Raw genomic sequence first — 24898 nt, forward strand, 5'->3', positions numbered from 1 at the left:
TTAACGGATTAGATAGACATGACTGAAGGCAATATCCAACAAACAATTAGTGGAACGCAATATGGTGCTGTTTCAGCAACAGGTGATGTATATATGTACGTCATTCACAACTACCGTGAAGATGACAGAACTGCGTCAATAAAATCTGCCGATATTTCTGTTGAAGAGCTTGAACGTCCAAGCCCGTATCGGGGTCTTTCTTACTTTGAAACCAAACACGCCGAATTATTTTTTGGACGTAATTCGCAAATAGATGAATTAAAAAAGGCAACTCACAATCGTAATTTTATTCCCATTTTGGGCGCATCCGGTAGTGGTAAATCTTCCTTGGTATTGGCGGGATTGATACCAAAATTAGCAGAACAAGGAAATTGGCTTTTTACCTATTTTCGTCTTGGTTCTAACCCTGACCCTTTCTATGTACTTGCTGAAGCACTGCTTCCCTTGTACAGGTCAGATGACGATCGAACTACTGCTATAGATTTAGCTCAAAAACTTAAAGACAATAAGCTGGAAATTGCCAAACTTTTTACCAGTATCCAAAGCCGGCATCCCCATCATAAACTACTGTTAATTGCCGACCAGTTTGAGCAACTATACACGTCCTACAATGACGAGACTCAGCACCTGTTTCTGGATTTGTTGTTAAGTATTATACAACCGTCTAATCACGAGTCACTTTCTACGGTGATGGTGACAACGATGCGAGTAGATTTCTTAGATAAAGCTCTTTCTTATCCACCGTTCGCAGAGGCATTGAAGCAAGGCGATATAAAATTAGGTTCGATGACACGCGACAAGCTAGAGCAGGTAATTGAACAGCCTGCTTTGAAATATGAAGTGGCATTTCAAGACGGTTTGGTAGAACGCATTTTAAGTGATGTATATAATAAAGAAGATTGTTTACCTTTACTGGAATTTGCTTTAGAGGAGTTGTGGAACAAGCGAAGCAAAAGACTGAAAAAAGCCAGTTTACAGAAAAAGCCAACTGACCTACAACTAACCCATGAAGATTATACAGAAATAGGGGAAGTAAAAGGTGCTTTAGCAACATATGCTGATGAAGTTTATAATAATTTGACTCCAGCACAGAAAGACCAATTACCAAAAATATTTATTCAACTTGTAAATTTTAGCCAATTTACAACAGATCGAACAGACAGGCGATATGTACGTAGGGTTGCAAAAAAAACTGAATTAGGAGAAAAAAACTGGCGTTTGGTACAGATTCTAGCCGAAAAGCGATTAGTTGTTACTAACCGCAATGCAGACGATGAGGATACGGTAGAAATCATACATGAGACACTAATTAAGCAATGGCTTCTGATCGAGACGTGGATGAATGACAACCGCGACTTCGGCACTTGGTTAGAAAGACTGCGAGCGGCTATGAGCCAGTGGGAGAAAAGCGACCGCGATTCCGGTGCATTGTTACGGGGCAAACCTCTCGCTGATGCTGAAGATTGGTTACAAAAGCATAAAGAAGACTTGACAAAAGAGCGAGAATATATTCAGCAAAGTTTGCTATTGAGAGATAGGGAAAAAGCTGAGAAAGAACGCCAAGAACGAGAAAAATTAGAAACTCAGGTTGCTTTAGAGGCAAAAGAAAAGGAAACTCGGATATTGGCGACTGCACACGAAAAAGCTAAAAAGAAAATTCGCTATGGCAATGTTTATTTAGCAGTGAGTATGTTTTTAGGTGCTGTATTTTTAGGCTCGGCAGCTATAGCAATTAACAAACAGATAGAAGCCCAAACAGGTACACAACTAGAACAGGCAGGCGTTAATGCTTTGTTCCAGTTCACTTCAGGAGAGCTAAGTTCTTTAGTCTCCGCAATGCAAAGCACTCAAGATTTACAAAAGTTGATTGGGAATAGAAATAACCCAAAAGATTATCCTGCTGTGAGTCCAGTATTGGCACTACAAAAAATCTTAGATGATATTCACGAACAGAATTACTTTGAGGCGGGACAGGGTGAGGTCAAAGGTGCTGTATTTCTGCCAGATGGCAAAGGCTTTATAACGGCTGGCGAAGGCAAAGAAAACAAAGAACGTACTCTCCAAATGTGGAACTTTGCTGGTAAAGAAGAAGCAAGTCTTCAAGGGCATGAGGGAGGTTTGCTGAGTGGTGTGAATGCCGTCTGTGTTGGAGGGAATGCCCAGAATCCAGTCATTGCTAGTGCAGGTGAAGATGGGACTGTCCGGCTGTGGAATAAATCGGGTCAGCAAATTAAGCAGTTGGTGGCTGAGGGTAAGCCGAACTATGACAGTTTTACCGCGATCGCAGTTAGTCCTGATGGTCAGAAAATCATCGCAGGAAAGGGCAACGGCACGGTTTATCTGTGGGATAAATCTGGCAGGCAACTCAAAACTTGGGCAGCGCATGGGAACAAGGTAACAGCAATTTCCTTTAGTAAAAATGGGCAAACACTCGCAACGGCTGGAAATGATGGACTGGCTAGGATTTGGACGATTACGGGAAATAAGCTGGGTGAACTCAAACATCCGCAAATCAAAAAAATGTTGGGAGTAAGTCTGAGTCCAGATGGCCAGTTTGTGGCAACGGCTTCCGATGATAATCGAGCCAGAATTTGGACAGTGAATGGGCAAGAAGTCCGGCGACTAGAAGGGCATCAAGGATGGGTGATGGTGGTTAATTTCAGCCCTGATGGTAAGAGTATCGCAACCGGATCGGATGATGGGAGTGTGAAGTTGTGGAATGCCCAAACCGGGGAAAATCTTCAGAACTTCCGGGGGCATAGGGGGGTAGTTTTAACTGCTAGTTTTAGCGGGGATGGGAAGCGATTAGTATCTGCGGGGCGAGATGGATTTATACGGCTGTGGAATTTGGCAGATAGACCAGTACAACGGCTTGAGTTGACTGGGTTTAAGGATGATGTGAATGCGATCGCATTTAGTCCCGATGGAAAGACTATTGCAGGTGCAGGCAATCAAGGTGTGATGCGGTTATGGGATGCTAAATCGGGAAAGGAATTGAAGGTTTGGAAAGAAGCTATTCAACGTATATCCAGCGGTAAAAACAACGTGCAGGATATTACTTTTAGTCCCGATGGCAACTTTATTGTTGCGGGTGGTTTAAATATTCCTATTGCGAGAGTGTGGAATCTCAAAGGTAGCTTAACCGAAGCACAAGCCAACCTAAATATTAATAAAGAGACACAAGAAATACATCAGGGAGATATCATGAGTGTTGCGGTAAGTCCCGATAGCCAGCTAGTTGCGACGGGAGGTACTGACAAGATGATGCGGATTTGGAAGCCGAAGAGTCCAACTGGCGAACTGGTGAAGGTGACTCAAAAGCAGGAAAATGCAATATTTAGTGTAGTGTTTACGGCAGATAAAAAGCAGATTGTGACAGCGGATGGGGATGGGAATGTAGCATTCTGGGATTTAGATGGCAACCAGATTAATAAATGGAAAGTGCATCAAACTCAAATTAGCAGTTTGGTGATTACACCGGATGGAAATCAGATTGTGACGGCTGATAAGACGGGCAATGTGAAAATTTCGGATCGTTCTGGAAAACAGCAGAAAGAATTCTTTAGCTATCAAAGCGGAATTAATGAGTTAGCCATTAGTCATGATGGAAAACTGATTGCGACAGGGGGTATGGATGGGACAGTTCGGTTATGGGATTTTCAGGGGCGGCAAGTAGCGGAGTTCCGAAATCCAAAAGGAGCAATTTGGTCAATTGCGTTTAGCCCGAAACAGAATGATCGGCGCCTTGCACTGGCTGGCGACAATGGATTTGTGAGTGTTCGATCTATTGATAACCTAACAGATTTAATGAAAAATGGATGTACTTGGTTGCAAGATTATCTTACACTAGACTATTCTGAGAAGGATGGCTTAAAACTTTCTCAGAATGATAGCTTAAAAATATGCAATAAAAAAATGTAGGTTAATTTAAGGTAGGTTGGGTAGAGCATAGCAAAACCCAACCTACAACCTACATTTTTAGCCTTCCCTAGTTTTGATTATTTAGATAGTCCATAGACTCCATAATCTTTCTTGCTTCTTGCCAGTTTATAGGATTGCTGCCCTCTGATGTCAAAGACAGTATTTTTTGAAAATCTCCAGGATATTCAGGATGAGAAGACAAGATTTCTCCACTAATTTTAGTGTTGTCGATCGACCGATCGAATTTTATTAATTGAAGATTTATTTGAGCGAATTTATTTGAGGAAATTTGAATATCTTTGACAACTGTAGGCTTGGACATATACACGCGACAAGGCCGAGTTTGGATATAAAATGAGCTATTGCTCGAATTGCTATAAGTAATAAAATAGCTATATCTACCTAACTTTTCTCCAGGATATTTACCAGGATAGTCACATAGAGATATGCTGAAGTCCTTCACTTCAAATCCAGGCGGAACATAGGTCGGTAGAATAGCTTTAACCTTCTCTAATTTGAGGTTTGACTGCTCTACCGGGACAGTCAGACGATTTTCCATCTCTATTAATTCTTTGATTTGCTTAGGAGTTAGTTGTGCGGCCTTTCCAATAGAGGATGCTGAACTTGAAATGTTAGTTGATTCATTAGCTGTTTCACCTTGAGTTTTTACATCACCTTGAGGTTTTACAGCTCTTACGGTAGGCTCTCCTACTTTGGCATTGACACTACTTAATTTAGTTCCCAGAAATTCTTTAAATTGATTAGCACGTTCTTCGCTAGTGAAAGATGCGACTTGTATAACGTATTTTTTGTCCTGATCTTTTGTGGTTATTTTAAAAAAAGCATCTCCACAATAATTATCCTTGATAGTTTGTAAATTGCTGTCGCTGTAATCAACAAACACTGGATATAAGTTAACTGTATCTGTTTTACTGACAGTTGGCATTTTATCGCCACAACCTGCTTTGGGGAATGAATCGCTATCAAAAGGATTAGTTGGTTTTGTCGATGTGGATGTGGGTGTGGGTATTTTTTCAGATACTACCGGAGTGGGTGTCGGTGTGGGTGTTTGTTCTGATACTACCGGATTGCTAGTCGGATTAGCTGCAACGCTTGGTGATGGTGATGTTGCAACTGTCGTAGTGTCGTTACAGCCAACTAACAGTGCGATCAGTAATCCAGGGATTGCCAAATTTAGTTTCATGTTTAAGATTTATTTGTATGTATAGCATCAATTCCGACTGTCAGGCAGAGTCATCAGGATGTTTTACGCAGATAAATCTAACTAAATAAGTCGGTTTCTCAGCCCGATCGCAAAATTTCTAGTTCGGCCAGTCTTGACCAAAAACTAATTTTGTGTAGACAGATATTTACATAAGTTTTGTATAATTAATCGATCAGCTCGATTTATTCAATTTCAGGACTTTCGCATGGGGCCCAGAAACCGGGTTTTTTCCGAAATAATCGTCACAACCCGCAGATTTGGTTAAAAACCCGGTTTCTTCGATCGAAGCGCGTCCAGGACTGACAATGCAACCGAAAACGATATGACTTGATATTTCTGATTCATCGGGAACGGTCTAACTTGTCAAACAGTTGATTAAAAAAATCTTCCGCTTTTTTCCCTTCCCCTCGCGAGCTTTGTTCCCACCCCAGTTTAATTCCCTTTAAAGTCTCTAATAACTCAGCCGCATCCAAAAGCTTCTGATAGGATTCTGCATCTTGAACAACTAACTCTGCTTTCCCGTTGACAGTTAGAACTAAAGGATGTTTTGTTCGCTTGAGCCGCTGCAACAACTCAGTCGTATTACGTTTGAAATCGGTGAGAGAATGTATGTCTCTTGAAAGGTTTATCATAAAAAGGACAGCAAATTAGCATCTAATTAAATGTTAAATGGTATCTGCGGAGTTTGTCAATCAAATTTTGATAGTAAAAAAAGATTGTGACACGATAGAATAGATAATAGCCATCGCGAGACCGCACAGTATGCTCAAAACCACCATTACCATTCCCCAAACCTTCAAAGTAACTCACGAACAGTTCCAGCAAATTGCTGCCGTCAACCGTGAGTTAAGGCTAGAGAGAACTGCTACAGGAGAATTAATTGTTATGCCCCCCACTGGAAGCGAGACAGGCAATCGAAACCTAGATATTGAAGGACAACTCTGGCTGTGGAATCGCCAAACCAAGCTGGGAGTAGCATTTAACTCTTCTAGCGGTTTTCAACTGCCCAATGGTGCCGATCGCTCCCCAGATGCCTCCTGGGTTAAATTAGAACGGTGGCAAACTCTCACACCCAAACAACAAGAAGGCTTCGCTCCCCTTTGTCCAGACTTTGTTGTAGAATTGCGTTCTAAGCCTGACAACCTGGAACCATTGCGGGAAAAAATGCGGGAATACATGGCAAATGGAACAAGTTTGGGGTGCTTAATCGATCGTAAAAATAAGAAAGTCGAAATATACAGACAAAATCAGGATGTGGAAATATTAGATAATCCCAGCACTTTGTCAGGGGAAGATGTGTTACCGGGATTTGTCTTAGATTTAACAGATGTTTGGTAGTGACACCGAAAGATTCACCAACAGCAATATAATAAATTAGAGCAGTACGTCAATCCCAAATATCAAATCCCATGCCCCTAACGCTTTACAACAGCTTGACCCGTCGCGAATCACCTTTTGAACCCCTCGAACCAGGCAAGGTGCGGATGTACTGCTGCGGCGTTACGGTGTACGATTACTGCCATGTCGGCCACGCCCGCGCTTACATTGTTTGGGACATGGTGCGGCGCTATCTGATGTGGCGAGGATACGATGTGCGCTACGTGCAGAATTTTACAGATATTGACGACAAAATTCTCAACCGCGCCCGCGAAACCAATTCCACAATGGAAGCCGTGGCCCAACGCTTCATCGAGGAATATTTCGTAGATATGGACAAGCTGAATATTCTCAGGGCCGATGAATATCCCCGCGCCACCCATACAATGGACGGCATTAAACGGCTGATTCACGAATTAGAAAATAAAGGTTATGCTTATGCTTCCGGTGGCGACGTTTACTACAACGTGAGGCAGTTTGCCGATTACGGAAAACTTTCGGGCCGCAAGTTGGAAGAAATGCAGGCCGGGGCTAGCGGTAGATTGGAAACCGCAGAAATAGAAGCTCAAAAAAAGCAAGATTCGTCAGATTTTGCCCTGTGGAAAAGCGCTAAACCCGGAGAACCTGCTTGGGATTCATCTTGGGGAAAAGGTCGCCCCGGATGGCACATCGAATGTTCGGCGATGGTGCGCGATTGCTTGGGCGAAACAATTGACATTCACTGCGGCGGTTCCGATTTAACTTTCCCCCACCACGAGAACGAAATTGCTCAATCTGAAGCCGCGACGGGCAAGTCGCTTGCTAATTATTGGATGCACAATGCTTTTGTGACTGTCAATGGCAAAAAGATGTCGAAATCTTTGCACAATTTTATTACAATTCGCGATTTGTTGGATGGGAATTGGTCGAGCGATTTGGAATCTAACCCCCCCCAGCCCCCCCTTGGTAAGGGGGGGAGTAAGAGTGACAATGAATCTGCCCTTGCTGAGGGGGGGAGTAAGAGCGATAAGTCAAAAGCGGTGGAACCGATGGCGGTGAGGCTGTTTGTGTTGATGGCGCAGTATCGCAGTCAAATTGATTTTACCGAAGAGGCGATCGCTAGCGCTCGAAATGGCTGGAATACCATCAATGAAGGTTTACTGTTTGGTAGCAGATACGGTTCTCAACTGAGTTGGGACGTTGAGAAAACTGGAGAGGATGGCAAAGCTGTGCAGGAATTTCAATCAGCGATGGATCATGATTTCAATACTCCCGGCGCTGTGACGGTTTTGTTTGAATTGGCTAAGGAATTAACCAAAGAAGGTAATGTTTTAGTGCATCAGGGAAAAACAGAGACTTTGCCGGATTTGTTGCAGCAAAAATGGGTAACTTTGGTGAGTTTGGCGGGGGTTTTGGGTTTAGAAGTTCAGCCGGAAAGTGATAGCAATGATGCTGTTGATGGTTTGAGTGATGAGGATATTGAGGTGATGATTCAGCAGCGGAAAGATGCCCGGAAAGCTAAGAATTTCGCTGAGGGCGATCGCATTCGCAACGAACTTAAGGACAAGGGAATTACTTTAATAGATCAAAAGGATGGTACAACAATTTGGCACCGCAGTTAAAACCAAATTCATAGTTGGAGGAGGCAGACTTCGCTTGACTCTTAAGCGATTTCAATCGCGGAATTCTAAACACGCTCTAATGTCTTCCTCCCTCAACTCTGGAAAGTCGTCCATAATCTGTGCATGAGACATTCCCGCAGCCAGCCAACCCAGCACATCATAAACGGTAATTCGCATTCGCCTGATGCAAGGCTTTCCACTGCGTTTACCTGCTTCAATCGTAATGATGTTGTCGCTCATGACAAAACCGAGTTTAGTACATTTTTTTTAGTGTAGCCTAGTCTTTGAATAAGCGATATAATTTACTCAACTTCGCAAGTTGTTCAACTTTAGAGCTAATAGCCTAACTCTATGAATACCCTCGACCAAGTGCTAGAAACTGCTTTACAACTGTCCTACGAACAGCAGGAAATGCTGATAAAAATCCTGCAAAACCGTCACCGCGAGAGTGTCCGCGCGGAAATAGCTGCTGATGCCCAACAAACATTAGCTGATTTCCGTACAGGCAAATTTCGACATCAGTCAGCCGAGGATGTTATTTCAACATTACGCCAGTCTTTGGACGAGCCGGAAGCATGAGACAACTGGTTCTGACTCCCAAATTCAAACGAGCATTTCGCAAGTTTGTCAAACGAAATCCTGAGTTCCAGCAACGTATTGAAGAATCTCTTCAACAAATGGAAGCAGATGTATTTTTTCCAAACCTAGGTACCCACAAACTAGGCGGCAAACTCGACGGTCTTCAGTCCTGCTCTTGCGGCTATGATTGTCGTATCGTGTTCTCGATAGAAGAGGATACGGAAACAAATAGTGAAGTCATTGTTTTACTCGATATTGGGACACATGATGAGGTCTATTAACTGTGTCAGTTATTATTAGACGACCACTTCATAAAGAGATTGAATTTTTATTTAACTTATCCACAAATTCGGCAACAGCCGCGACAAATTCTGCGGTTGATTCGTAAGGTAAAACATTCCGCCCCGGAATTAATAAACCTTCCGCATTGGGAAAATAGGCTAAATATTGCGCTAATCTTTCATCCGGTTTCTCTTCCTTACCCGCTTGACTGATGCTTGAGGCTTTTTCTCCCATGACAATGAGTGCGGGTCGATCGAACTTTTGAATCGTACCGCTATAATCCTGGCGCCAAAACCCCGCTAAAAACGAGAAAACGGCGTGACGGCTGTCAGGATTTGCTGCGCCCGCCTGCAAAGCATCTAACCATTCGCTGTCAACTTTCGCCGCATCGCCAAACAGTTGTTTCACAGAAAAAGAACGCAAAAATTCAGCGCGTCTGGCGTAGCGGTAAAAAGCGTTTCCCAAGGGAGAATTTAACAAATTCCAGACAATTCTTTGCTGTCTTTCTGTCGAATGTTTGTTCATTACCGCCCAAGCTGGAGGCCCGGCGAGAACTAAGCCGCGAATTAAATTTGAGCCGCTTTCCTGCTGCATTTTTGCTAAAGCCAAGCCTACAGACAGTAAAGCACCTTGCACGAGGACGATCGCAGGTTTTTTGACTACAGTTTCCAAGAAATACTGCAACTGTGCCGCCCAATCGTCTGGATAGCAAGCCACAGCGGGCATTTCGCAATCGCCGCAGCCCAAAAGGTCGGGATTGTAAATCGGATTAGTGTTGCCTGATTTGTACCAACTCTCACAAAATCTCTGCCAAAATACTCTTGACAATCCAACTCCTATAGGATGGATTAATAACAAAGGGATGCTATCTTCTGTCGCAGTAATTGGGTTATAAACATCATAAGCACAGCGATAATTTTGCCAGTCGTAAAACAGTGTTGGTGATTTTATAGACGAAATGGTGGAGAAATCTTGGGCTGAATATGGCGGTTGCATATTTTTTTTTTTGAACCGATGTTACTTTTTATTATAATATGAGTAGGTGCGGGTTTTACCGAACATATATTTGGTAAATGAGAATATAAATAAACCCGCCATGCGGGATGACATAAGCGCCAATACAAACCTTGATTACTTAATCATGTCAGAACAGCGGATTACCATTTCTTTACCTAACTTGCTGCTAATTGTAGCATCGTCCTTGCTGCTAGTGCTGCTGTGGCAATTGCGGAGCCTGCTAGTAATTCTGATGATATCAGTTGTGCTGGCTGCTTCGATCGTCCCGATCGTTAATTGGGCCCAAACGATGCGGGTTCCCCGCTGGCTGGCGGTGATTATGGTTTATTTAACTCTCATCGGCGGATTTAGCGGGACGGTAGTGTTAATAGGGCCCACGGTCATTGAACAAATAGAGTTACTGCTGCGGCAGTTACCAGTTTATGTCGAAAGCCTGGAAACCTTAGCAACTAATGTATTGAGTCGCCTAACCGACGATGCCCCTGCCTTAGTCGGTCAGTTGGTGGACACTCAATCGCTGACTAATTGGCTGATTCGATCAAGTCAACAACTGGTTTTGCGATCGTACAGTTTAACTAGAGGCATTCTAGGCGGTGTCTTTAGCCTAGTTTTAGCATTATTTATTTCAGGTTACATGGTTGCGGACAGCGACACACTAATCAAAAGTTTGGTGCAGTTTTTCCCGAAACCTTGGGACGGAAGATTAGCCGCACAAGTGGCGCCAATTGGTCAAAGAATGGGAAGCTATATTCGTGGGCGAGTGTTAGTTTCGGGCATTTTAGGGATATTTATTACCACAGGTTTAAGCATTTTGGGAATGCCGGAATTTGCTTTAGGCTTGGGTGCGATCGCAGGTGTTACCAACTTGATTCCCTTCATCGGGCCCGTGTTGGGAGCAGTACCAGCATTAATCGTAGCATTAGCTAAAGGTGGCTGGGTACTTTTGTGGGTATTACTGTTATTTGTAATTATCCAGAATTTAGAAACTTACGTCCTCGATCCTTTGCTGGTTGGCTCATCGGTTGGTGTGCATCCTTTATATCAATTGCTGTCTGTATTGGGAGGCGTTCAAGTCTTAGGAATTATTGGAGCGGTAATTGTGCCACCTTGGTTTGCGGGAGTGGCTGCTTTGATTGAAAACTTGTATTTAAAACCGAAACTTAGAAGCGAACATCGAGAGGCAATAGATCAGGCTAAAAATAATTCTGACTTGCCGCCTGTTACACCTTCGGCGTGACAGCAGGGGAGAAGAGGAGAAGGGGAGAAAAGGAGAAGGGGAGTAGGGAATTGAAACATACAATTTATATCGTTTCTGTTGGCATCGGAATAATAATTTTCGGAGTTCAGCGCTTACGTGACCGATCGCGGGGACACTCGTACTTGGGTATAATTCCGTAGTTGCCAGGTTTGATCTTAAATTCACAACAGCAATTTTAACATCCCAGAAGCCGTTTGATATCAAATCCGTTGGCATCGGAATTATTCATCTCTCTCTTCTCTTCCTCTGCGTCCTCTGTGTCCTCTGCGGTTAAATCATTCCGGTTCAACCGGATGTGATATGACTCCAATTATTCGATCGCTACCATTGACACTTCAACAGTATCTACAAGTCTGCCGACTGATGACTGATGACTGATGACTAAAAACTAAGGACTAATTGCCACTTCAATGCGGCGGTTGCGCTGCCGATTAGTATCGGAACTATTATCCACCGAAGGGCGACTTTCCCCATAGCCGATCGCCACCCAATGATACTTCTGACCGAGTACACCCGACAAATACTGCACCACAGCCTGAGCCCGCGCAAACGACATATTGCGATTATCCGCCGCTTCCCCCGCGTCGTCAGTGTGGCCCGCAACCCGCACAGTTGCCCCCTCGTGATTGCTCAACTCCGCCACCAAATTGTCCAAAATCGCACTTGTGCCCGCGCGCAAAGAAATGCTGCCAGTATCAAACAAAACATCGCTAGGCAGAGTCACCATCAGCCCATCCCTCCCAAACACTGGATTATTGGCATTCTGTGGGGTAGTATTCACCGTTTCAGGGTTCAGACTCGGGCTGCTGCCGATCGCCGGTAAAGCAGGAACAGGACTTGTCGCCGTTTCCGGCGCAGCCAATTCGCGCGACATCAACTGCAAACGCTTTTCCAAAGTTTCCGTCGGGCGGCTGCTGCCCAACTGACTCTCCAAAGCAGCCGTGCGACCAATCAGCGCATTGAGTTCGCCCTGCAACTGTCTCAAATCCGACTGCAATTTCTCTCTCTGGGCAGGACTGACTGTTGACTGGGGAGTCGGTGTAGGGGTGGGTGGCGGAAGCGCCGGAATTGGCGTTGCTGGGGCGCGTTTGGGGCTGGAGGTCAAATTTTGAGTTACACGCAGCAATCTCTCTGCCAGCGGCATTTCCGTCGCGCCTGACGGATAAATTTGAGCGATCGCCATCCCCAAAACCCACGCAAAACCGCTGCCCACCCCCAGCAGCAGCAGTCGAAAAATCAGCGACAGTACAAGCAAACCTTTTCCCCGCGGCTTGGAGACGCGAGTGGGGGGGATTGAAGGTTTTTGGTTAAAGGATCGCGTCATATTTCATCCCTCTCGGTGTACAGACCAAATTAATTTCGATACTATAGCAATCCTTGCAGGAGTCGTAAATTTTTTACCCCACCCCAACCCTCCCCTTATCAAGGGGAGGGAGTAAGAAATTTACAAATGATGCGAGGATTGCTATATCTTACCTATCCGATTTGAAATTTTAGATTTTAGATTTTAGATTTTGCCTCCAATCTAAAATCTAAAAAAGAAACCCGGTTTCTATAAATCTGGGGTTTGGTGGCGAAGCATCGAGGCAGAAACCTGGTTTCTAGTCAGTTGCCTGCCAGCCTGAATCTGTTGGATAATTCAGTAAAACTTTTTGGAAAAAAACCGATGACTGACCCTTTAAATAGCCCTTATCCCGTTCCTTGGGAATGGATTAGTGCCACTCATGCTAAAGTGATCTCCACTGCCGGCACAGGCCTCCGCTACTATCGCAGTCCATCCCTAGTATCAACTAACGGCCAATACGCAGCTTACAGTCGAATTGAGTTGCAAGTGCAGCCGGAATTCTCCCGGTGTCGGGTTAGCAGCGTCATGTTTGTGGAAAATCTCAAAACCGGGGAACTGCAAACAGTGGCGGCTGCTTCGCCACTGGCCGAAAGTGGGATGTATGCTAGCGATGATACAGATATGTCCGGGACGATCGCCATTTTAGTGCCTGTTTCTTGGAATCAAGACGGTTCCCGCATTCTCGCCCGCGAATTTGAAGCACTTTTCAACTCTTCCGATATGTCCGACTACGGTGTCATTTGGGACAAAAATGATAATTACACTTATACCGTTGCTCCTGCTCGCAGTCTTTACACTCATGCTGTATTGTTGGGTTGGAGTCAAGTTTGTCCCGGAAAAGTTCTGTTCCGCGCAGGCAATTTGGGCGATCGATCTTGGCCACTTTGTGCAGTGGATATGACCGGCCAAACGGTAGCAGTCACCGAGGACAAACCTCTAGTTTTCGGCAGTCAAGCCAGCACAGACTGGATCGAACCTAAAACTCGTTTTTAGATATTATGGCGGCATTTTCTTGGATATGGCCCACAATTTTTCTAGTGTCAGGTCAGTCTTTTAACCAATTCATTTTGACCCTGGGGCTGATAGTTATGGCTGTTATTTCCGGTCTAACAGCTTTTATTTTTATTCGGATTTTCCTTAATTGGTTGCAAGCGAAATTGGAGGGAAACCGCCATTTTTTTATACGCTCGTTCACCAGAAAGACTGGCAATTCAACCGCTAGTATTTCCGAACCTAAAAAGGTTTTTTTAGAACCCCGATTCGTAGAAAGTGACGGCACTTTAGCGGCTACTATTTTTGGAGGAACCAGCGATATTTCAATAGCGATTGAGCCGGAGATAAACTGCGAAAATTCAGCAGCAGTTGCCTATCTCTACAAGCCGATCGCTCTTTGGCACGGGCGCTTAATTTTGCCCTCACACGAACAGCGCCAGCCCAACGGTACAGTGTTTTTTGAAGTAATAAATGCACCAAAAAAATATAAAAATTTTATTGGCAAAACAGCATTTTTGAAATGGAGTACAAATCGGGAAGTACAGTTTTTTGTCCACGCAGTCAGTCAAGATATCAACTTCACAAAACAGACTAAAAATAGTAAAAAATCTGGCAACATTCATCCCGATAGATTGAACGGCTGGCGAAATGTAGGCCCTTTAGAAACTCTAGCAGGCACCAGACTCGAAGACAGCGTGACTGTGATGCTGCGTAGGCCAGTGATTGCGATTAAGTATAGCAGCAGCGATCGCCAGGAACTCACGATCGATCGCGAACCAGTACAAATTATCGGAAGTTTCTGCGCCTTAGTCACAATTTTACAGCGAAAAGAAGCCGACAGCGACAAATTTATTGTCCGGCATTTCAACAAAACATCTCAACAATTTGATGGCGCCGCCGAAATCATTCGGATTCCGCAAGTACAGCCAGACAAACATGGCGTAGCGAGGTCTACCAATCACCTAATCGAACAATCGCCATTAAATCCAGACGGTTGGTACATTTACGGCGAAAGAGACGAAGATAGTATATTTGTAGTACAGGCAATCGAACCACGTAAAATTGCCCAATTAACACCAGATGAAACACATTTAGGACTGAAAAAATCTCTCGCTTATTTAAGCAACAAAAATTGGGAAAATACACCAGTCCAAAAAGGGCAAGCAAAAAGAGTATTGTTAACCCCAAATGATGCTACAGAAAACGCTTCAATCTCCCCTTGGCAAGAAGGAGATATCGGGATAGTGATTCACAGTTTCGGGGGTATCGGCGGGAAAAAAGGCGAACGGCCACCGCTGGGAATTGTCACCGGACATTTTGCTTTCGGAGTAGCAAAAGTAGTGCGCGATCGCTTTACCAGCGAACTGCGTTTTGACATAGAATACAAACAAGTTTACGCCCACAATCCCGACGGAATAGTTGCCGGTTCCAGCAAATGGCAAAGCTACATGGGAGACTTGCAGCGCGGCTGGTTGGGCGATCGCCCGGTTTGCGATATCATCTGTAAATTAGACTGCGTGTGTTGCGACTACGATTTTGACGGCATCACCTTGTCGCCTTTAACCGAATTAAATCAGCAACTAGATATCATGATGGCCCGCTACCGCAGCGGAGACGGCACCGGCGCAAGTTTAGTCACGCCAGCAACTTCTTGCGTCCAAGATTCAAGTCAGGCAATTTACGCGACAATTAAAAAAATTACTTCCGAAATAGAGTCAAATCCTCAAATTCAAGACTGGTTGAAAACACATCCCACCGACGCACAAACCCAAAGGTTTCACCAGTTAGTAGCTTTAGGAGAAAGTTTAGAAAAAGTATTAATGCCCCTCGGCATTGTGCGTCCAGATTGGCGGAAAAATTCGACATTGGCGGGGATTGATGCGGAACTGAAAAAAACCTTTTTTGCTGGTATAGCAACCCTGATAAAAACTGCTATTAGTTACCGAACAATGCTGCCGAGGCGAACCCAAGATGAAATAGCCAAAGTTTTATTAAAACAAGGAGCTTTTTTGTGGATAATTCGCACCAATCAAGTTGGAGGATTTGACCCAGACATTAAGCCGATCGCACCAACAGGCCTTTAAATCAGCCATCGGTTTGTAGATGATTCGGCGATTGATATCAAATCCGTTGGCATCGGAATTATTCATCTCTCTCTTCCCTTTCTCTGTATCCTCTGTGTCAAGAGCGGTTTCATCATTCCGATACAACCGGAATTGATATAAGCCGGATTTGGTATCACTCAACCGTCAACCGTTAACAGTCAACAGTTAACCGTTAACAGTCAACAATCAACAATTACCAAGGAGTGACTACAACAGTGCCACCCGGTGCTAAAACTACGCGGAAATCAGCCAGCGGTTCCGCAGGTGGCCTGGTGCCAACAGGTTTGTAAAGCAACTCCGACAAAGGCGTTTCGGATCGATCGACTGCTGCCGAATTTTCCGGCTTGTAACCGACAATCGCCCCGTCTGGGGCCACACTCACCCGATAAACCAACTCCGCATCAACCGGAGGCTTATCCTTCACAAATCCGTCAATTTGCTGGGAAAGTTTGCCCCTCAACAGCTCAATTTGCCCTGGATCGGTAATTGGCACGGCTGCCAACTCTGGGCTTGCCAAACCTTCAGCAACAGGACTGGGCGTGCTTTCCGGCGAAGTGCTCGACTGCGGTGTGGCCAACGGTGAAGCGTCCGGCTGCGGTGTGGGGATCGGAGTCGGCGAACTCGATTCAGCGTTCGGAGTTTGATCCCCCGGCAGCAAACCGTCAGCAGGGGGCGTGGGATTGGGATTAGGCGAACCCGATCCGCCCGGATTCGGCGTCCCCTGATTCTGGCCCGCAGGATTGGGCTGCGGCACCGGATCTCTCTGGCGCTGGACTTCCGGCACCGGCACCAAGAAAAACGCCATCGCAGCCAAAGCCAAACTCGACACCCCCACGACAGCAGGTAAAGTCCGCTTCGCCAAAGGTTCGGCTGACTTGACGTAACGCTTGGAAATTGGGGTTAATTGCAGCGACAATTCCGGCAGCGTCTGCGTGTCTGCAAAAAACTGATCGATCGCCTCTACCAAGTCAAATAGCTGTACCGTCGTCAAATCTACTTTTGCCGACAGTTCTGTTTTTTGATCGATTTGGCTTGGGCTGCCTGTGGAGGCGGGTAGAACCGTCAATCGGTGCAAATTCCCGTCAATTCTGTGCAACTGTACCATGCCCAAATTCGGGCCGTAGCGATCGGGATAATGCACTCCGCTCATAAATTCTTGAGCGTAGCTGCTGACGGCCCTCACCAAGCTTTCAAAAAACTCTCGTCCCCCGCTTAGGGGATCGCCGAGACCGGTCACATAGCATTCAGCGCTCATTAATATCGAAAGCACCGGCCGTATATCTAACTGGCTGGCTGCCGATCCATCGCTCAACCCTTCTAGAACCAGGGTGCAATTTGGCAGACTGTACTGACGCCTAATAGTCATTTTTTATTCAACTTCTCCATCAAACAGGCTAACCCAGAAGCGCTGCATTCCGGCTGTGCCTGTACAAAATAGCAGTTTGCTCAACAAGTTCAAAGCTAGTTCGTTGAGCTTGTCGTCGGAATCGTAAGCTGCAACTAGCGATCGCTTGGGGTTCATGCGCGATCGAAAGTGAGCTCGAAAGCGTTCTAAATACTCGGCCAGCGGCAGGTTCTGGTTGAGGGGGATATTTCTCGATCGCAACTGCTGCGAGTCTAGCAGCAACTGCCGAATTGTGGCGGTTAACTTACGCGCCATATTACAGGCGATCGCCACCAGCGCTTTTGCCTCCACAATGGTTAGGGAGCGGCGCTGGGTATAGCGTCTCAGCGGGTTAGTATTACGCATCAGCCAAAGGGCCACCCGATTTTTGATAATTGATTCCAATTCCAGGTCCTTTGACACTGCCAGCATTTCTTCCGCACCTCCGAGATACAAGGCTTCGATCGCCAGCAACATCAAGTCAATTTGCAATCTGGCTCGGCGGGGACATCCCCCATCGGAAGGCGACAAGTCTGGCAAACTGTCTAAAATTAACGGGTTTGACTGGGTAAGCGAAGTTTCTGACGGCATTAAGATCACGGCAACATCCATTCCAAACAAACTATACGGGCACGGGGGGTCTTGAGCAAGACAAATTCTCAACCAAGAACTTCTCTCGGATACTTTATTTTTATCATTGACTTTTAGGTATATTTTCTAATTTAGCAGCAACCGACCGTCACAGGCGAGCTCCGGCGGCAGGAGTTCGATCGCCCACTCCCCCACCCCCGCCGTCGCTTTGTGATTCCTTGCTTCGCCAGGGGTGAAGGGAAGAGTCAATCGATTTTCGATTTTCGATTTTCGATTTTAGAATTGAAGCATTGACCCAGCCCAAAAACGGATACGCTGCCACGTACAGGAGTCGTGGAAAGATAAAAATTTTCGACCCTAGTTCAAGCTCCCAGATTTATCTGTGGGGTAAATCGAGAATCGAAAATCGAAAATCGAAAATCGACTGACCCCACGGATCAATTCGGGGACTTTTTTATCGGATACAGGTTTTTTATTTCTGGACGGATGAATCACGTGGCGGGTATCCTGGATGCTTTCGGTCGGAAAGCGACAAAGAATTACCCATTTCCCATTTCTTATTCTCTATTGGGCTCAATCAATGTTGCTGCTTCTGGGGTTGCACCGCCGCTTCTCTTTGAGCCGTAAAATCAGTAGCCGCCGTCTTATCAGTTAGACTAATTTTTCCCTTGAGGCTTTCTTGCTCCACAATTCCGCGCATTTTAACAGAACTGTTTTGACCCGTTGCTGTGGAGTCGCTGCAACCAGCTAAATTAGGAACCGCACCCGACAAGTTCAATCCTTGAGTTTCCCACTTACCAAATAGAGAAGGTTTCTCCTGGGCTGTTTTTTCCCTGCCCTCTCTGCTGCCCGATCGCAAATTACCGCTCAAATAAACACCCGATTGCTCGATTGTCAATACCAAAACATCAGAATTCAGACATTCGGGCAAACTGTTAGGATCGAAGCGATAATTTCCTGCAATTGCCGGGGCCGCCTTTAAATTTGCTTCGCCGTAAGCAGTTACTACTTTAAACAGCAGTGCAACTGAGCCGATCGCAATGCCGTAAAATGCCAGTGATTTGAGGCTTAAATGATTCATCATCTTGGTAATTGGTAATTGGGCAAACAGGGCATTGGCCAAACAGGGCATTGGGCAAACAGGGCATTGGCCAAACAGGGCATTGGCCAAACAGGGCATTGATACTAACTCACAAATAACCAATAACCAATAACTAATAACAACAGTCAACAGTCAACAGTCAACAGTCAACTGACTACCTTTGAGGAAGTACCGATGCCAAGTGCGATCGCACTCTAACGTAGCACCGCGCAATCAGCAGCGAAGAATGACACTGCACAGCCAATTCATCAGTATACTGTCCCAAAGTTTGGCGCTCAATTCCCCACTCCCGACTCGTACCCGCAATAGTTAAATCAGCATTAGCAGAAGCCGCCACCACTGCTTGAATTGGCTCAGCAGCCTCCACAATCGGAGTTTCAATTCGCGATCGCACCTCAACCGGTAACTGATCCATCACTCGCTGAAACTCGTAACTCAGATTGTTTTCAGCTTCCCCGTCAACCGCCACCCGCAGCACCGTCAAACGGCGTTCTTCGCTATTAACTAATAGTCTCAGTGCCAATTCTAACCCCAAATCATCGTGAATGTTTGCCGCGTAAGGTACTAACAAGTTATTCAACCTTTCCCGGCCTCTGTCAACAAAAATTGCTACATCCACCTTAGCGTTGCTGAGAATTTGGCCGACACGTCCTCCCAAACGGTTGCTGCTAAAAGTAGGTCTGTGCCATCCTACTAAAATCAAATCCGCGCGATCTATTTCCGCAATTTGTGCCGTTTCCCTGGCAACATCATTAGTAACCCGAATGATGGGATGTACCAATTTTTGGGCCTCCGGCAGTTCCAGACTCTCAATCAATTCTGATAATTTCGAGCGGCGTTCTTGAATAATGCGATCGGCTTCCGCAGGCGTACTTTCAAAGGCATAATCCTCATTTAATTCTATTAAACTCAGAGGATGAACCGCCGCCGACTGTAAATCCTCACCACCCATACCAGCAGCAGGCTGCGCCAGCGCTACCGCTAGTCGCAGTAAACCTTTCTGCGTGCTGGGATTGGCAACCGGTACTAAAATTCGATAAGTTGGCTGCAATTTATTAGCAGTTTCTTCGCTGCTGTCAGCAATTTCTAAATCCTCTAATTCTGAATCCTCAGAGTTAACTTCTGAAATATCTAATCTAATTAACCGTTTTGGATAAGTCCACTCCAACAGAGGCGAAGTCATAAAAGTTGTCACTAAAGCCATGATGACTAACATCGTAAATAGCAGCGGCGAAACTACGCCCAAGGAAAGACCGATATTCAGCACAATTAGTTCAGTCAAACCGCGAGTATTCATCAGCCATCCCAGCGCTGAAGCTTCGCGGTTGCTGATGCCACAGACTCTGGCCGCAACGTAAGTGCCGACGTATTTGCCGATAATTGCCACTCCCAAAACTGCGGCGCACAGCAGCCACAATTCGGGACTGTTGAGCAAGCCGATTTCAGTCCGCAAGCCGCTATAAGCAAAAAATATTGGCAGCAGAAATATTAGTACAAAGTCTTCTGTTTTTTCTGCTAATTCTCTGGTTAATCCCGCATTTTTCGGCATGGCAGCACCAAGCAAAAATGCACCGAAAATTAAATGAATTCCGATCAATTCAGTAATTAAGGCAGAAGCTACAACTCCCATGTAAATTCCCGAAAGCACTAACTGTGTTAATCTGCCAGTGCGGTTGTAGTGTTTGGAAAGTCGCTGCAAGAACCAGCGGACTACAGTCAGCATGAAACCGATGTAAATTAAAGACTCAATAATTGTCGGCAAAGCACCGATCATCGAATTAGTACGAGTAACTGCGATCGCCACCGCTAACAAACACCACGCCGTCACGTCGTCTACCGCAGCGCAAGTCAAGGCCAGCGTCCCCAATTTTGTATTCTGCAAGTTGTGTTCTGTAATAATTCTTGCCAGCACCGGAAAGGCAGTAATTGACATCGCAGCGCCCAAAAACAAAGCAAAGGCGGTAAACGAAACGCTATTATTTGAAACGATCGGGTACAGCAGCAGTGCTAGGATGCTTCCCAGGGAAAACGGCACTAGAATGCTGACGTGGGAAGTTAAAATCGCTATATCTAAATTGCTTTTGAGGTACTTGGGATTCAGTTCCAAACCAATCAAGAACATGAAAAAAATCAGCCCCACCTCAGACAACACATTGAGGAAGGGAACGGCTTCGGCTGGAAAAAGTGCAGTTGCGGTGGCAGGTGCAACTAAGCCAAATAGAGAAGGCCCAAGCATAATTCCTGCTACAATTTCTCCAATGACTTGAGGTTGTTTGATCGCTCGAAATCCTAAACCGACAAGTCTCGAAAGTGCGATAACAATTAGAACTTCAAGCAGGACGAGAATGGGTATGGGCATGGCGTTTTTAGCTTGGGGATTTTTGCGGATCTAGAGGGCAGGGTAGTAAAGCTGACTGAATTGCCGATCAAAAAAAATGGATACCAGCTCGATCGAAGGTAGAAGGCACAAGAGGCGCACCAACAACGCCATTGTCTCACAAGCCAACAAAGGCTTTGGCAACCTCCCACCTGGATTTTTCGTTTTTTACAAGTGCTTGCAAGTAACTTTAACCGCAGCCGGCGCACCCCGGACTATATCTCACCTCCGCGTGCCCACCGCCCATTTAAACTCACATCTTGCACCATTCTCAATTACTTGTTTAGGAACAGGCTTTTCGGCCTGTTCCACAAGAAAACTCATTCTTTCTTTGTGGAACGGGCTCTTCTGCCCGTTCTTGACAATGGTGCAACATCTGAGTTTAAACCTAGTGATATAAAATTGTCAGCAAAAGTAGCACGCGCTGTGATAAACTAGAAAAGTTGTTTAAATTCGCACATCCGGGTTTTCGGGTGTTTCTAGGGCGCAAACCTTCAGAAATACGACCGGGTGGAGGATTAACCCGAATTAGGAGTTAAAAATACAATGCCAGTAGTCAGTTTGGCTCAAATGTTAGAGTCAGGGGTTCACTTCGGACACCAAACCCGTCGGTGGAACCCGAAAATGTCTCCATACATTTTTACAGAGCGCAACGGGGTTCACATCATCGACCTCGTGCAAACCGCTCAGCTTATGGAAGACGCCTACGAGTACATGAGAGTTGCCTCAGAAAAAGGCAAAAAGTTTTTGTTCGTGGGTACGAAGCGCCAAGCTGCCGGGATTGTAGCCCAAGAAGCTCAACGCTGCGGTGCTTATTACGTCAACCAGCGCTGGTTGGGGGGAATGCTCACCAACTGGACGACGATTAAGTCCCGCGTGGAGCGCCTCAAGGATTTAGAGCGTCGCGAGGAAATCGGCGCTCTCGATTTGCTGCCGAAAAAAGAAGCTTCGGTACTGCGCCGAGAAATGGCGAAACTCCAGAAATATCTGGGCGGGATTAAATCTATGCGGAAAATTCCCGACGGAGTGGTGCTGGTAGATCAACGTCGCGAGTATAATGCGGTGTTGGAATGCCAAAAGTTGGGAATTCCGATCGTCTCTCTGTTGGATACCAACTGCGACCCGGATTTGGTTGACATTGCGATTCCGGCGAATGACGATGCTATTCGATCGATCAAGCTGATTGTCGGCAAGTTGGCTGATGCCATCTACGAAGGTCGTCACGGTCAGCAGGGGGGCGACTCTGAGGAAGACTACGACTACGACGGTGGTTACGAAGGCGCTGAATATGATGTCGAAATCGAAGAATTGGATGACCCCGATTATGTAGATCCCGACGACGCCGCTGACGCTGACGGCGAAGAAACCGAGAGCTAGTATTGCCCTCGGAATCTGACACCAGGAAATTAAAAATTAAAGATTGAAAATTAAAAATAATAATTATTATTTTTAGTGGGATATTTTTAATTTTTAATTGTACATATAGCAATCCTTGCAGGAGTCGTAAATTTTTTACCCCACCCCAGCCCTCCCCGAACCCGCGGGGAGGGAGTAAGAAATTCAGAAAGGATGCGAGGATTGCTATAGCACGAGTCTAAGTCATTAGTAGAACTCTGGCAAAAGCATTCATTGTGTCAGGGCCAGAATTAATTCTGGCGCTACACCTACAAAGTCGGTACTAATATCGACTGGGTATTTCTTCACTCTGGTCTAATCATTAACATTAAAATTAGTGACTAATGACTGATGACTAATGACTGATGACTAATGACTGATGACTGATGACTAATGACTAATAACTAATTTTGATGGGGAACTTAAAGAAGATGGCGGACATATCTGCAAAACTTGTTAAAGAACTGCGCGAAAAAACTGGCGCGGGCATGATGGACTGCAAAAAAGCCCTCGTTGCAAACGAAGGCAATATGGAAACATCCATTGAGTGGCTGCGGAAAAAAGGTCTGGCTTCGGCAGGTACTAAAGGTGGACGAGTTGCCTCAGAAGGACTTGTAGGCAGCTACATTCACACGGGCGGCCGCGTGGGAGTGCTGGTGGAAGTTAACTGCGAAACAGATTTTGTGGCACGTCGCGAAGAATTCCAAAAGTTGGTGCGGGATATTGCGATGCAAATTGCAGCTTGCCCGAATGTGGAATACGTGAAAGTTGAAGATATCCCCGCCGAAGTTGTCGAAAGAGAAAAGGCAATTGAAATGGGCAAAGATGACTTGGGCAACAAGCCGGACAACATCAAAGAAAAGATTGTTCTAGGGCGGATTGAGAAGCGCATGAAAGAGTTATCTTTGATGGATCAGCCTTTTATTAAAGATCAGAATATCTCGGTGGAAGAGTTGGTGAAACAAACGATCGCCCAAATTGGAGAAAATGTCCAAGTGCGCCGATTCGTGCGTTTTGTATTGGGCGAAGGCATTGAAAAGGTAGAAGCTAACTTTGCCGATGAAGTTGCCGCCCAAATGGGTGTTCAATAATCCCAAATTAAGATTGAGAATTAAAAATTAAAAATGTGAAAACTTGATTTTTTGCATTTTTAATTTTTAATTTTTATAGGACTTAGGGATCAACTATATTTGTAGGGTTGGCACTGCAAACCTTACTACTAGAGACAGCGTAAAAATTGAAAACTTGCGTAATATCAAATCCGTTAGCATCGGAATAGTAAATTAGAGTTCACTGTCAACTGTCAACGGTCAACAGTCAACGGTCAACAGTCAACATCATTCCGGTGTAACCGGAAATGATATAAGTCCTATTTTAATTTTATACGAGAGATATGGTGCGACCAAGAGAGAGAATAGAGCAAGATTTGGCAGGACTCGAAGAGGCTTTAGCAGCATTAAATTTGGAGTTTCACAGTACCTACGAAGGTTATTTAACTGCGTTGGGACAAGCGGTGCGACAGCAGTTAATTTTGGCTTGCTATCACCTTTGCACTCAAGCAGTACCGGAGTCGTTTCTCAAGTTGTCCTTCGAGGGGCGGCAAAAAATGCAGCAGTCTGTAAAGGCTTTGGCTGCGGCGTCGGAGGAAAAATTGCGATCGCTGGTGACTGAATCAGAAGCAGATGAAGAAATAGAGGAAGAGGAAGAGGAAGAGGAAGAAGAAGACGAAGACGACTTCGACAAAGACGAAGAGGAAGAAGAGGAAGACGAAGAAGACGACAAGGAAGAAGACGAAAAGGAAAAAAACCAAGTTTCGGCCATTAACTATCTATTTTCATTGGCAAATTATCAATTGCCAAGTGCCAATTCCCCAGAAAGTTTGGCACGCTGGCAAAATAGTATTGAAAAGTCGATCGTCCATATACTCAAGCTGCTTTCTCGCGACACCAACCGCTTGCTGCAACAGTCGGGAATCTTGCCGAGTCAATTACCAGAACCGGTTCTCGAAGCTGCTTCTCAAGCTGAATCCTCCGGCGATAGTGTTGCCGGGCCGCCTAACTTATTAAACTTAATCATTGAAACCGATGCCTCATCAGCATCGCGAAAATTGGCAGCAACCTTTGGTAGTAGGGCGCTGCACATTACAGCGATTAAACTGCGGCTATCGGAAATAGAGTTTGCCGATGCGGGAACCTCGGCTTGGCGCCAGCAAATTCGTAACCTGTCTGTAAAGTTGAACTCGCTGGGCCGCGATTACCAGAAAAAGCAGCGGGAACTCGCTGTGGTGGAGGCTGAGTCGGCTTGGCGATCGAGTTGGTTTGAAGATTGATCGGATGTTGAGGGAAG

General features: G+C 45.4%; 21 protein-coding genes. 11 read left to right on the plus strand and 10 right to left on the minus strand.

Features of this window, described 5'->3' with window-relative positions; translation table 11 throughout:
* Positions 1–18 precede the first annotated feature (18 nt).
* Positions 19–3921, plus strand: a complete 3903-nt coding sequence (locus QUB08_RS18105; protein WP_333226006.1) for an nSTAND1 domain-containing NTPase — start codon at positions 19–21, stop codon at positions 3919–3921.
* Between the two features lie 67 nt (positions 3922–3988).
* On the opposite strand, the gene QUB08_RS18110 is transcribed toward QUB08_RS18105, so the two are convergent.
* Together QUB08_RS18110 and QUB08_RS18115 are read right to left on the minus strand one after the other, a co-directional pair.
* Positions 3989–5125 (minus strand): hypothetical protein, encoded by a 1137-nt coding sequence (locus tag QUB08_RS18110; protein WP_333226007.1) that lies wholly within the window; start codon positions 5123–5125, stop codon positions 3989–3991.
* A 362-nt stretch (positions 5126–5487) separates the two neighbouring features.
* Positions 5488–5778, minus strand: a complete 291-nt coding sequence (locus QUB08_RS18115; protein WP_333226008.1) for a type II toxin-antitoxin system Phd/YefM family antitoxin — start codon at positions 5776–5778, stop codon at positions 5488–5490.
* A 130-nt stretch (positions 5779–5908) separates the two neighbouring features.
* Between QUB08_RS18115 and QUB08_RS18120 the strand changes: the two genes are divergently transcribed.
* Positions 5909–6484 (plus strand): Uma2 family endonuclease, encoded by a 576-nt coding sequence (locus QUB08_RS18120; protein WP_333226009.1) that lies wholly within the window; start codon positions 5909–5911, stop codon positions 6482–6484.
* 71 nt (positions 6485–6555) lie between these two features.
* Complete coding sequence (gene cysS, locus QUB08_RS18125; protein WP_333226010.1) at positions 6556–8124, plus strand: cysteine--tRNA ligase; 1569 nt, start codon at positions 6556–6558, stop codon at positions 8122–8124.
* 51 nt (positions 8125–8175) lie between these two features.
* On the opposite strand, the gene QUB08_RS18130 is transcribed toward cysS, so the two are convergent.
* Complete coding sequence (locus tag QUB08_RS18130) at positions 8176–8364, minus strand: DUF433 domain-containing protein (RefSeq protein ID WP_333226011.1); 189 nt, start codon at positions 8362–8364, stop codon at positions 8176–8178.
* Between the two features lie 111 nt (positions 8365–8475).
* Between QUB08_RS18130 and QUB08_RS18135 the strand changes: the two genes are divergently transcribed.
* Both QUB08_RS18135 and QUB08_RS18140 read left to right on the plus strand, forming a co-directional pair.
* Positions 8476–8703 (plus strand): hypothetical protein, encoded by a 228-nt coding sequence (locus QUB08_RS18135; RefSeq protein ID WP_333226012.1) that lies wholly within the window; start codon positions 8476–8478, stop codon positions 8701–8703.
* Positions 8700–8984, plus strand: coding sequence for a type II toxin-antitoxin system mRNA interferase toxin, RelE/StbE family (locus QUB08_RS18140; RefSeq protein WP_333226013.1), 285 nt, complete (start codon positions 8700–8702; stop codon positions 8982–8984). Before QUB08_RS18135 ends, QUB08_RS18140 begins: the two co-directional genes overlap by 4 nt.
* A gap of 28 nt (positions 8985–9012) precedes the next feature.
* Here QUB08_RS18140 and QUB08_RS18145 read toward each other — a convergent pair whose 3' ends face one another.
* Positions 9013–9981: an alpha/beta hydrolase gene (locus tag QUB08_RS18145; RefSeq protein WP_333226014.1), complete on the minus strand. Its 969-nt coding sequence runs from the start codon at positions 9979–9981 to the stop codon at positions 9013–9015.
* Positions 9982–10126: 145 nt separating this feature from the next.
* On the opposite strand from QUB08_RS18145, the gene QUB08_RS18150 reads away from it, so the two are divergent.
* Entirely contained in the window at positions 10127–11239 is a 1113-nt protein-coding gene (locus QUB08_RS18150; protein WP_333226038.1) for an AI-2E family transporter, read from the plus strand.
* Positions 11240–11648: 409 nt separating this feature from the next.
* Here the strand turns inward: QUB08_RS18150 and QUB08_RS18155 are convergent, their stop codons facing one another.
* Entirely contained in the window at positions 11649–12584 is a 936-nt protein-coding gene (locus QUB08_RS18155) for an OmpA family protein (protein WP_333226015.1), read from the minus strand.
* Between the two features lie 342 nt (positions 12585–12926).
* On the opposite strand from QUB08_RS18155, the gene QUB08_RS18160 reads away from it, so the two are divergent.
* Together QUB08_RS18160 and QUB08_RS18165 are read left to right on the plus strand one after the other, a co-directional pair.
* Positions 12927–13598 (plus strand): hypothetical protein, encoded by a 672-nt coding sequence (locus tag QUB08_RS18160; RefSeq protein ID WP_333226016.1) that lies wholly within the window; start codon positions 12927–12929, stop codon positions 13596–13598.
* A 95-nt stretch (positions 13599–13693) separates the two neighbouring features.
* The gene (locus tag QUB08_RS18165) at positions 13694–15682 is read left to right on the plus strand and encodes an abortive infection protein (protein WP_333226017.1); all 1989 of its coding nucleotides are present in this window, start codon (positions 13694–13696) and stop codon (positions 15680–15682) included.
* Positions 15683–15896: 214 nt separating this feature from the next.
* Here the strand turns inward: QUB08_RS18165 and QUB08_RS18170 are convergent, their stop codons facing one another.
* From QUB08_RS18170 to QUB08_RS18190, 5 genes are all read right to left on the minus strand, one after another.
* The gene (locus tag QUB08_RS18170) at positions 15897–17069 is read right to left on the minus strand and encodes a DUF4335 domain-containing protein (protein WP_333226018.1); all 1173 of its coding nucleotides are present in this window, start codon (positions 17067–17069) and stop codon (positions 15897–15899) included.
* Between the two features lie 3 nt (positions 17070–17072).
* A complete protein-coding gene (locus tag QUB08_RS18175) occupies positions 17073–17699 on the minus strand; it encodes a DUF3038 domain-containing protein (protein ID WP_333226019.1) in 627 nt (208 codons plus the stop codon).
* Between the two features lie 105 nt (positions 17700–17804).
* On the minus strand, positions 17805–17927 hold the full coding sequence (locus QUB08_RS18180) for a hypothetical protein (protein ID WP_333226020.1): 123 nt from the start codon (positions 17925–17927) through the stop codon (positions 17805–17807).
* 328 nt (positions 17928–18255) lie between these two features.
* Positions 18256–18762, minus strand: a complete 507-nt coding sequence (locus tag QUB08_RS18185; RefSeq protein WP_333226021.1) for a hypothetical protein — start codon at positions 18760–18762, stop codon at positions 18256–18258.
* Between the two features lie 172 nt (positions 18763–18934).
* Positions 18935–21139, minus strand: coding sequence for a cation:proton antiporter domain-containing protein (locus tag QUB08_RS18190; RefSeq protein WP_333226022.1), 2205 nt, complete (start codon positions 21137–21139; stop codon positions 18935–18937).
* A 564-nt stretch (positions 21140–21703) separates the two neighbouring features.
* Here QUB08_RS18190 and rpsB point away from each other — a divergent pair.
* The 3 genes from rpsB (at position 21704) to QUB08_RS18205 (ending at position 24881) form a co-directional block, all read left to right on the plus strand.
* Positions 21704–22534: a 30S ribosomal protein S2 gene (gene rpsB / locus QUB08_RS18195; RefSeq protein WP_333226023.1), complete on the plus strand. Its 831-nt coding sequence runs from the start codon at positions 21704–21706 to the stop codon at positions 22532–22534.
* A gap of 449 nt (positions 22535–22983) precedes the next feature.
* Positions 22984–23643, plus strand: coding sequence for a translation elongation factor Ts (gene tsf, locus QUB08_RS18200; RefSeq protein ID WP_333155030.1), 660 nt, complete (start codon positions 22984–22986; stop codon positions 23641–23643).
* Positions 23644–23945: 302 nt separating this feature from the next.
* On the plus strand, positions 23946–24881 hold the full coding sequence (locus tag QUB08_RS18205; protein ID WP_333226024.1) for a hypothetical protein: 936 nt from the start codon (positions 23946–23948) through the stop codon (positions 24879–24881).
* Positions 24882–24898 lie beyond the last annotated feature (17 nt).

This window comes from Microcoleus sp. BR0-C5 (assembly GCF_036705045.1).
Classification (GTDB): Bacteria; Cyanobacteriota; Cyanobacteriia; order Cyanobacteriales; family Microcoleaceae; genus Microcoleus.

Coding starts and splice junctions, on each gene's coding strand:
- QUB08_RS18105 (WP_333226006.1), top strand. CDS start 19: ATGACTGAAGGCAATATCCAACAAACAATTAGTGGAACGCAATATGGT.
- QUB08_RS18110 (WP_333226007.1), bottom strand. CDS start 5,125: ATGAAACTAAATTTGGCAATCCCTGGATTACTGATCGCACTGTTAGTT.
- QUB08_RS18115 (WP_333226008.1), bottom strand. CDS start 5,778: ATGATAAACCTTTCAAGAGACATACATTCTCTCACCGATTTCAAACGT.
- QUB08_RS18120 (WP_333226009.1), top strand. CDS start 5,909: ATGCTCAAAACCACCATTACCATTCCCCAAACCTTCAAAGTAACTCAC.
- cysS (WP_333226010.1), top strand. CDS start 6,556: ATGCCCCTAACGCTTTACAACAGCTTGACCCGTCGCGAATCACCTTTT.
- QUB08_RS18130 (WP_333226011.1), bottom strand. CDS start 8,364: ATGAGCGACAACATCATTACGATTGAAGCAGGTAAACGCAGTGGAAAG.
- QUB08_RS18135 (WP_333226012.1), top strand. CDS start 8,476: ATGAATACCCTCGACCAAGTGCTAGAAACTGCTTTACAACTGTCCTAC.
- QUB08_RS18140 (WP_333226013.1), top strand. CDS start 8,700: ATGAGACAACTGGTTCTGACTCCCAAATTCAAACGAGCATTTCGCAAG.
- QUB08_RS18145 (WP_333226014.1), bottom strand. CDS start 9,981: ATGCAACCGCCATATTCAGCCCAAGATTTCTCCACCATTTCGTCTATA.
- QUB08_RS18150 (WP_333226038.1), top strand. CDS start 10,127: ATGTCAGAACAGCGGATTACCATTTCTTTACCTAACTTGCTGCTAATT.
- QUB08_RS18155 (WP_333226015.1), bottom strand. CDS start 12,584: ATGACGCGATCCTTTAACCAAAAACCTTCAATCCCCCCCACTCGCGTC.
- QUB08_RS18160 (WP_333226016.1), top strand. CDS start 12,927: ATGACTGACCCTTTAAATAGCCCTTATCCCGTTCCTTGGGAATGGATT.
- QUB08_RS18165 (WP_333226017.1), top strand. CDS start 13,694: ATGGCTGTTATTTCCGGTCTAACAGCTTTTATTTTTATTCGGATTTTC.
- QUB08_RS18170 (WP_333226018.1), bottom strand. CDS start 17,069: ATGACTATTAGGCGTCAGTACAGTCTGCCAAATTGCACCCTGGTTCTA.
- QUB08_RS18175 (WP_333226019.1), bottom strand. CDS start 17,699: ATGGATGTTGCCGTGATCTTAATGCCGTCAGAAACTTCGCTTACCCAG.
- QUB08_RS18185 (WP_333226021.1), bottom strand. CDS start 18,762: ATGATGAATCATTTAAGCCTCAAATCACTGGCATTTTACGGCATTGCG.
- QUB08_RS18190 (WP_333226022.1), bottom strand. CDS start 21,139: ATGCCCATACCCATTCTCGTCCTGCTTGAAGTTCTAATTGTTATCGCA.
- rpsB (WP_333226023.1), top strand. CDS start 21,704: ATGCCAGTAGTCAGTTTGGCTCAAATGTTAGAGTCAGGGGTTCACTTC.
- tsf (WP_333155030.1), top strand. CDS start 22,984: ATGGCGGACATATCTGCAAAACTTGTTAAAGAACTGCGCGAAAAAACT.
- QUB08_RS18205 (WP_333226024.1), top strand. CDS start 23,946: ATGGTGCGACCAAGAGAGAGAATAGAGCAAGATTTGGCAGGACTCGAA.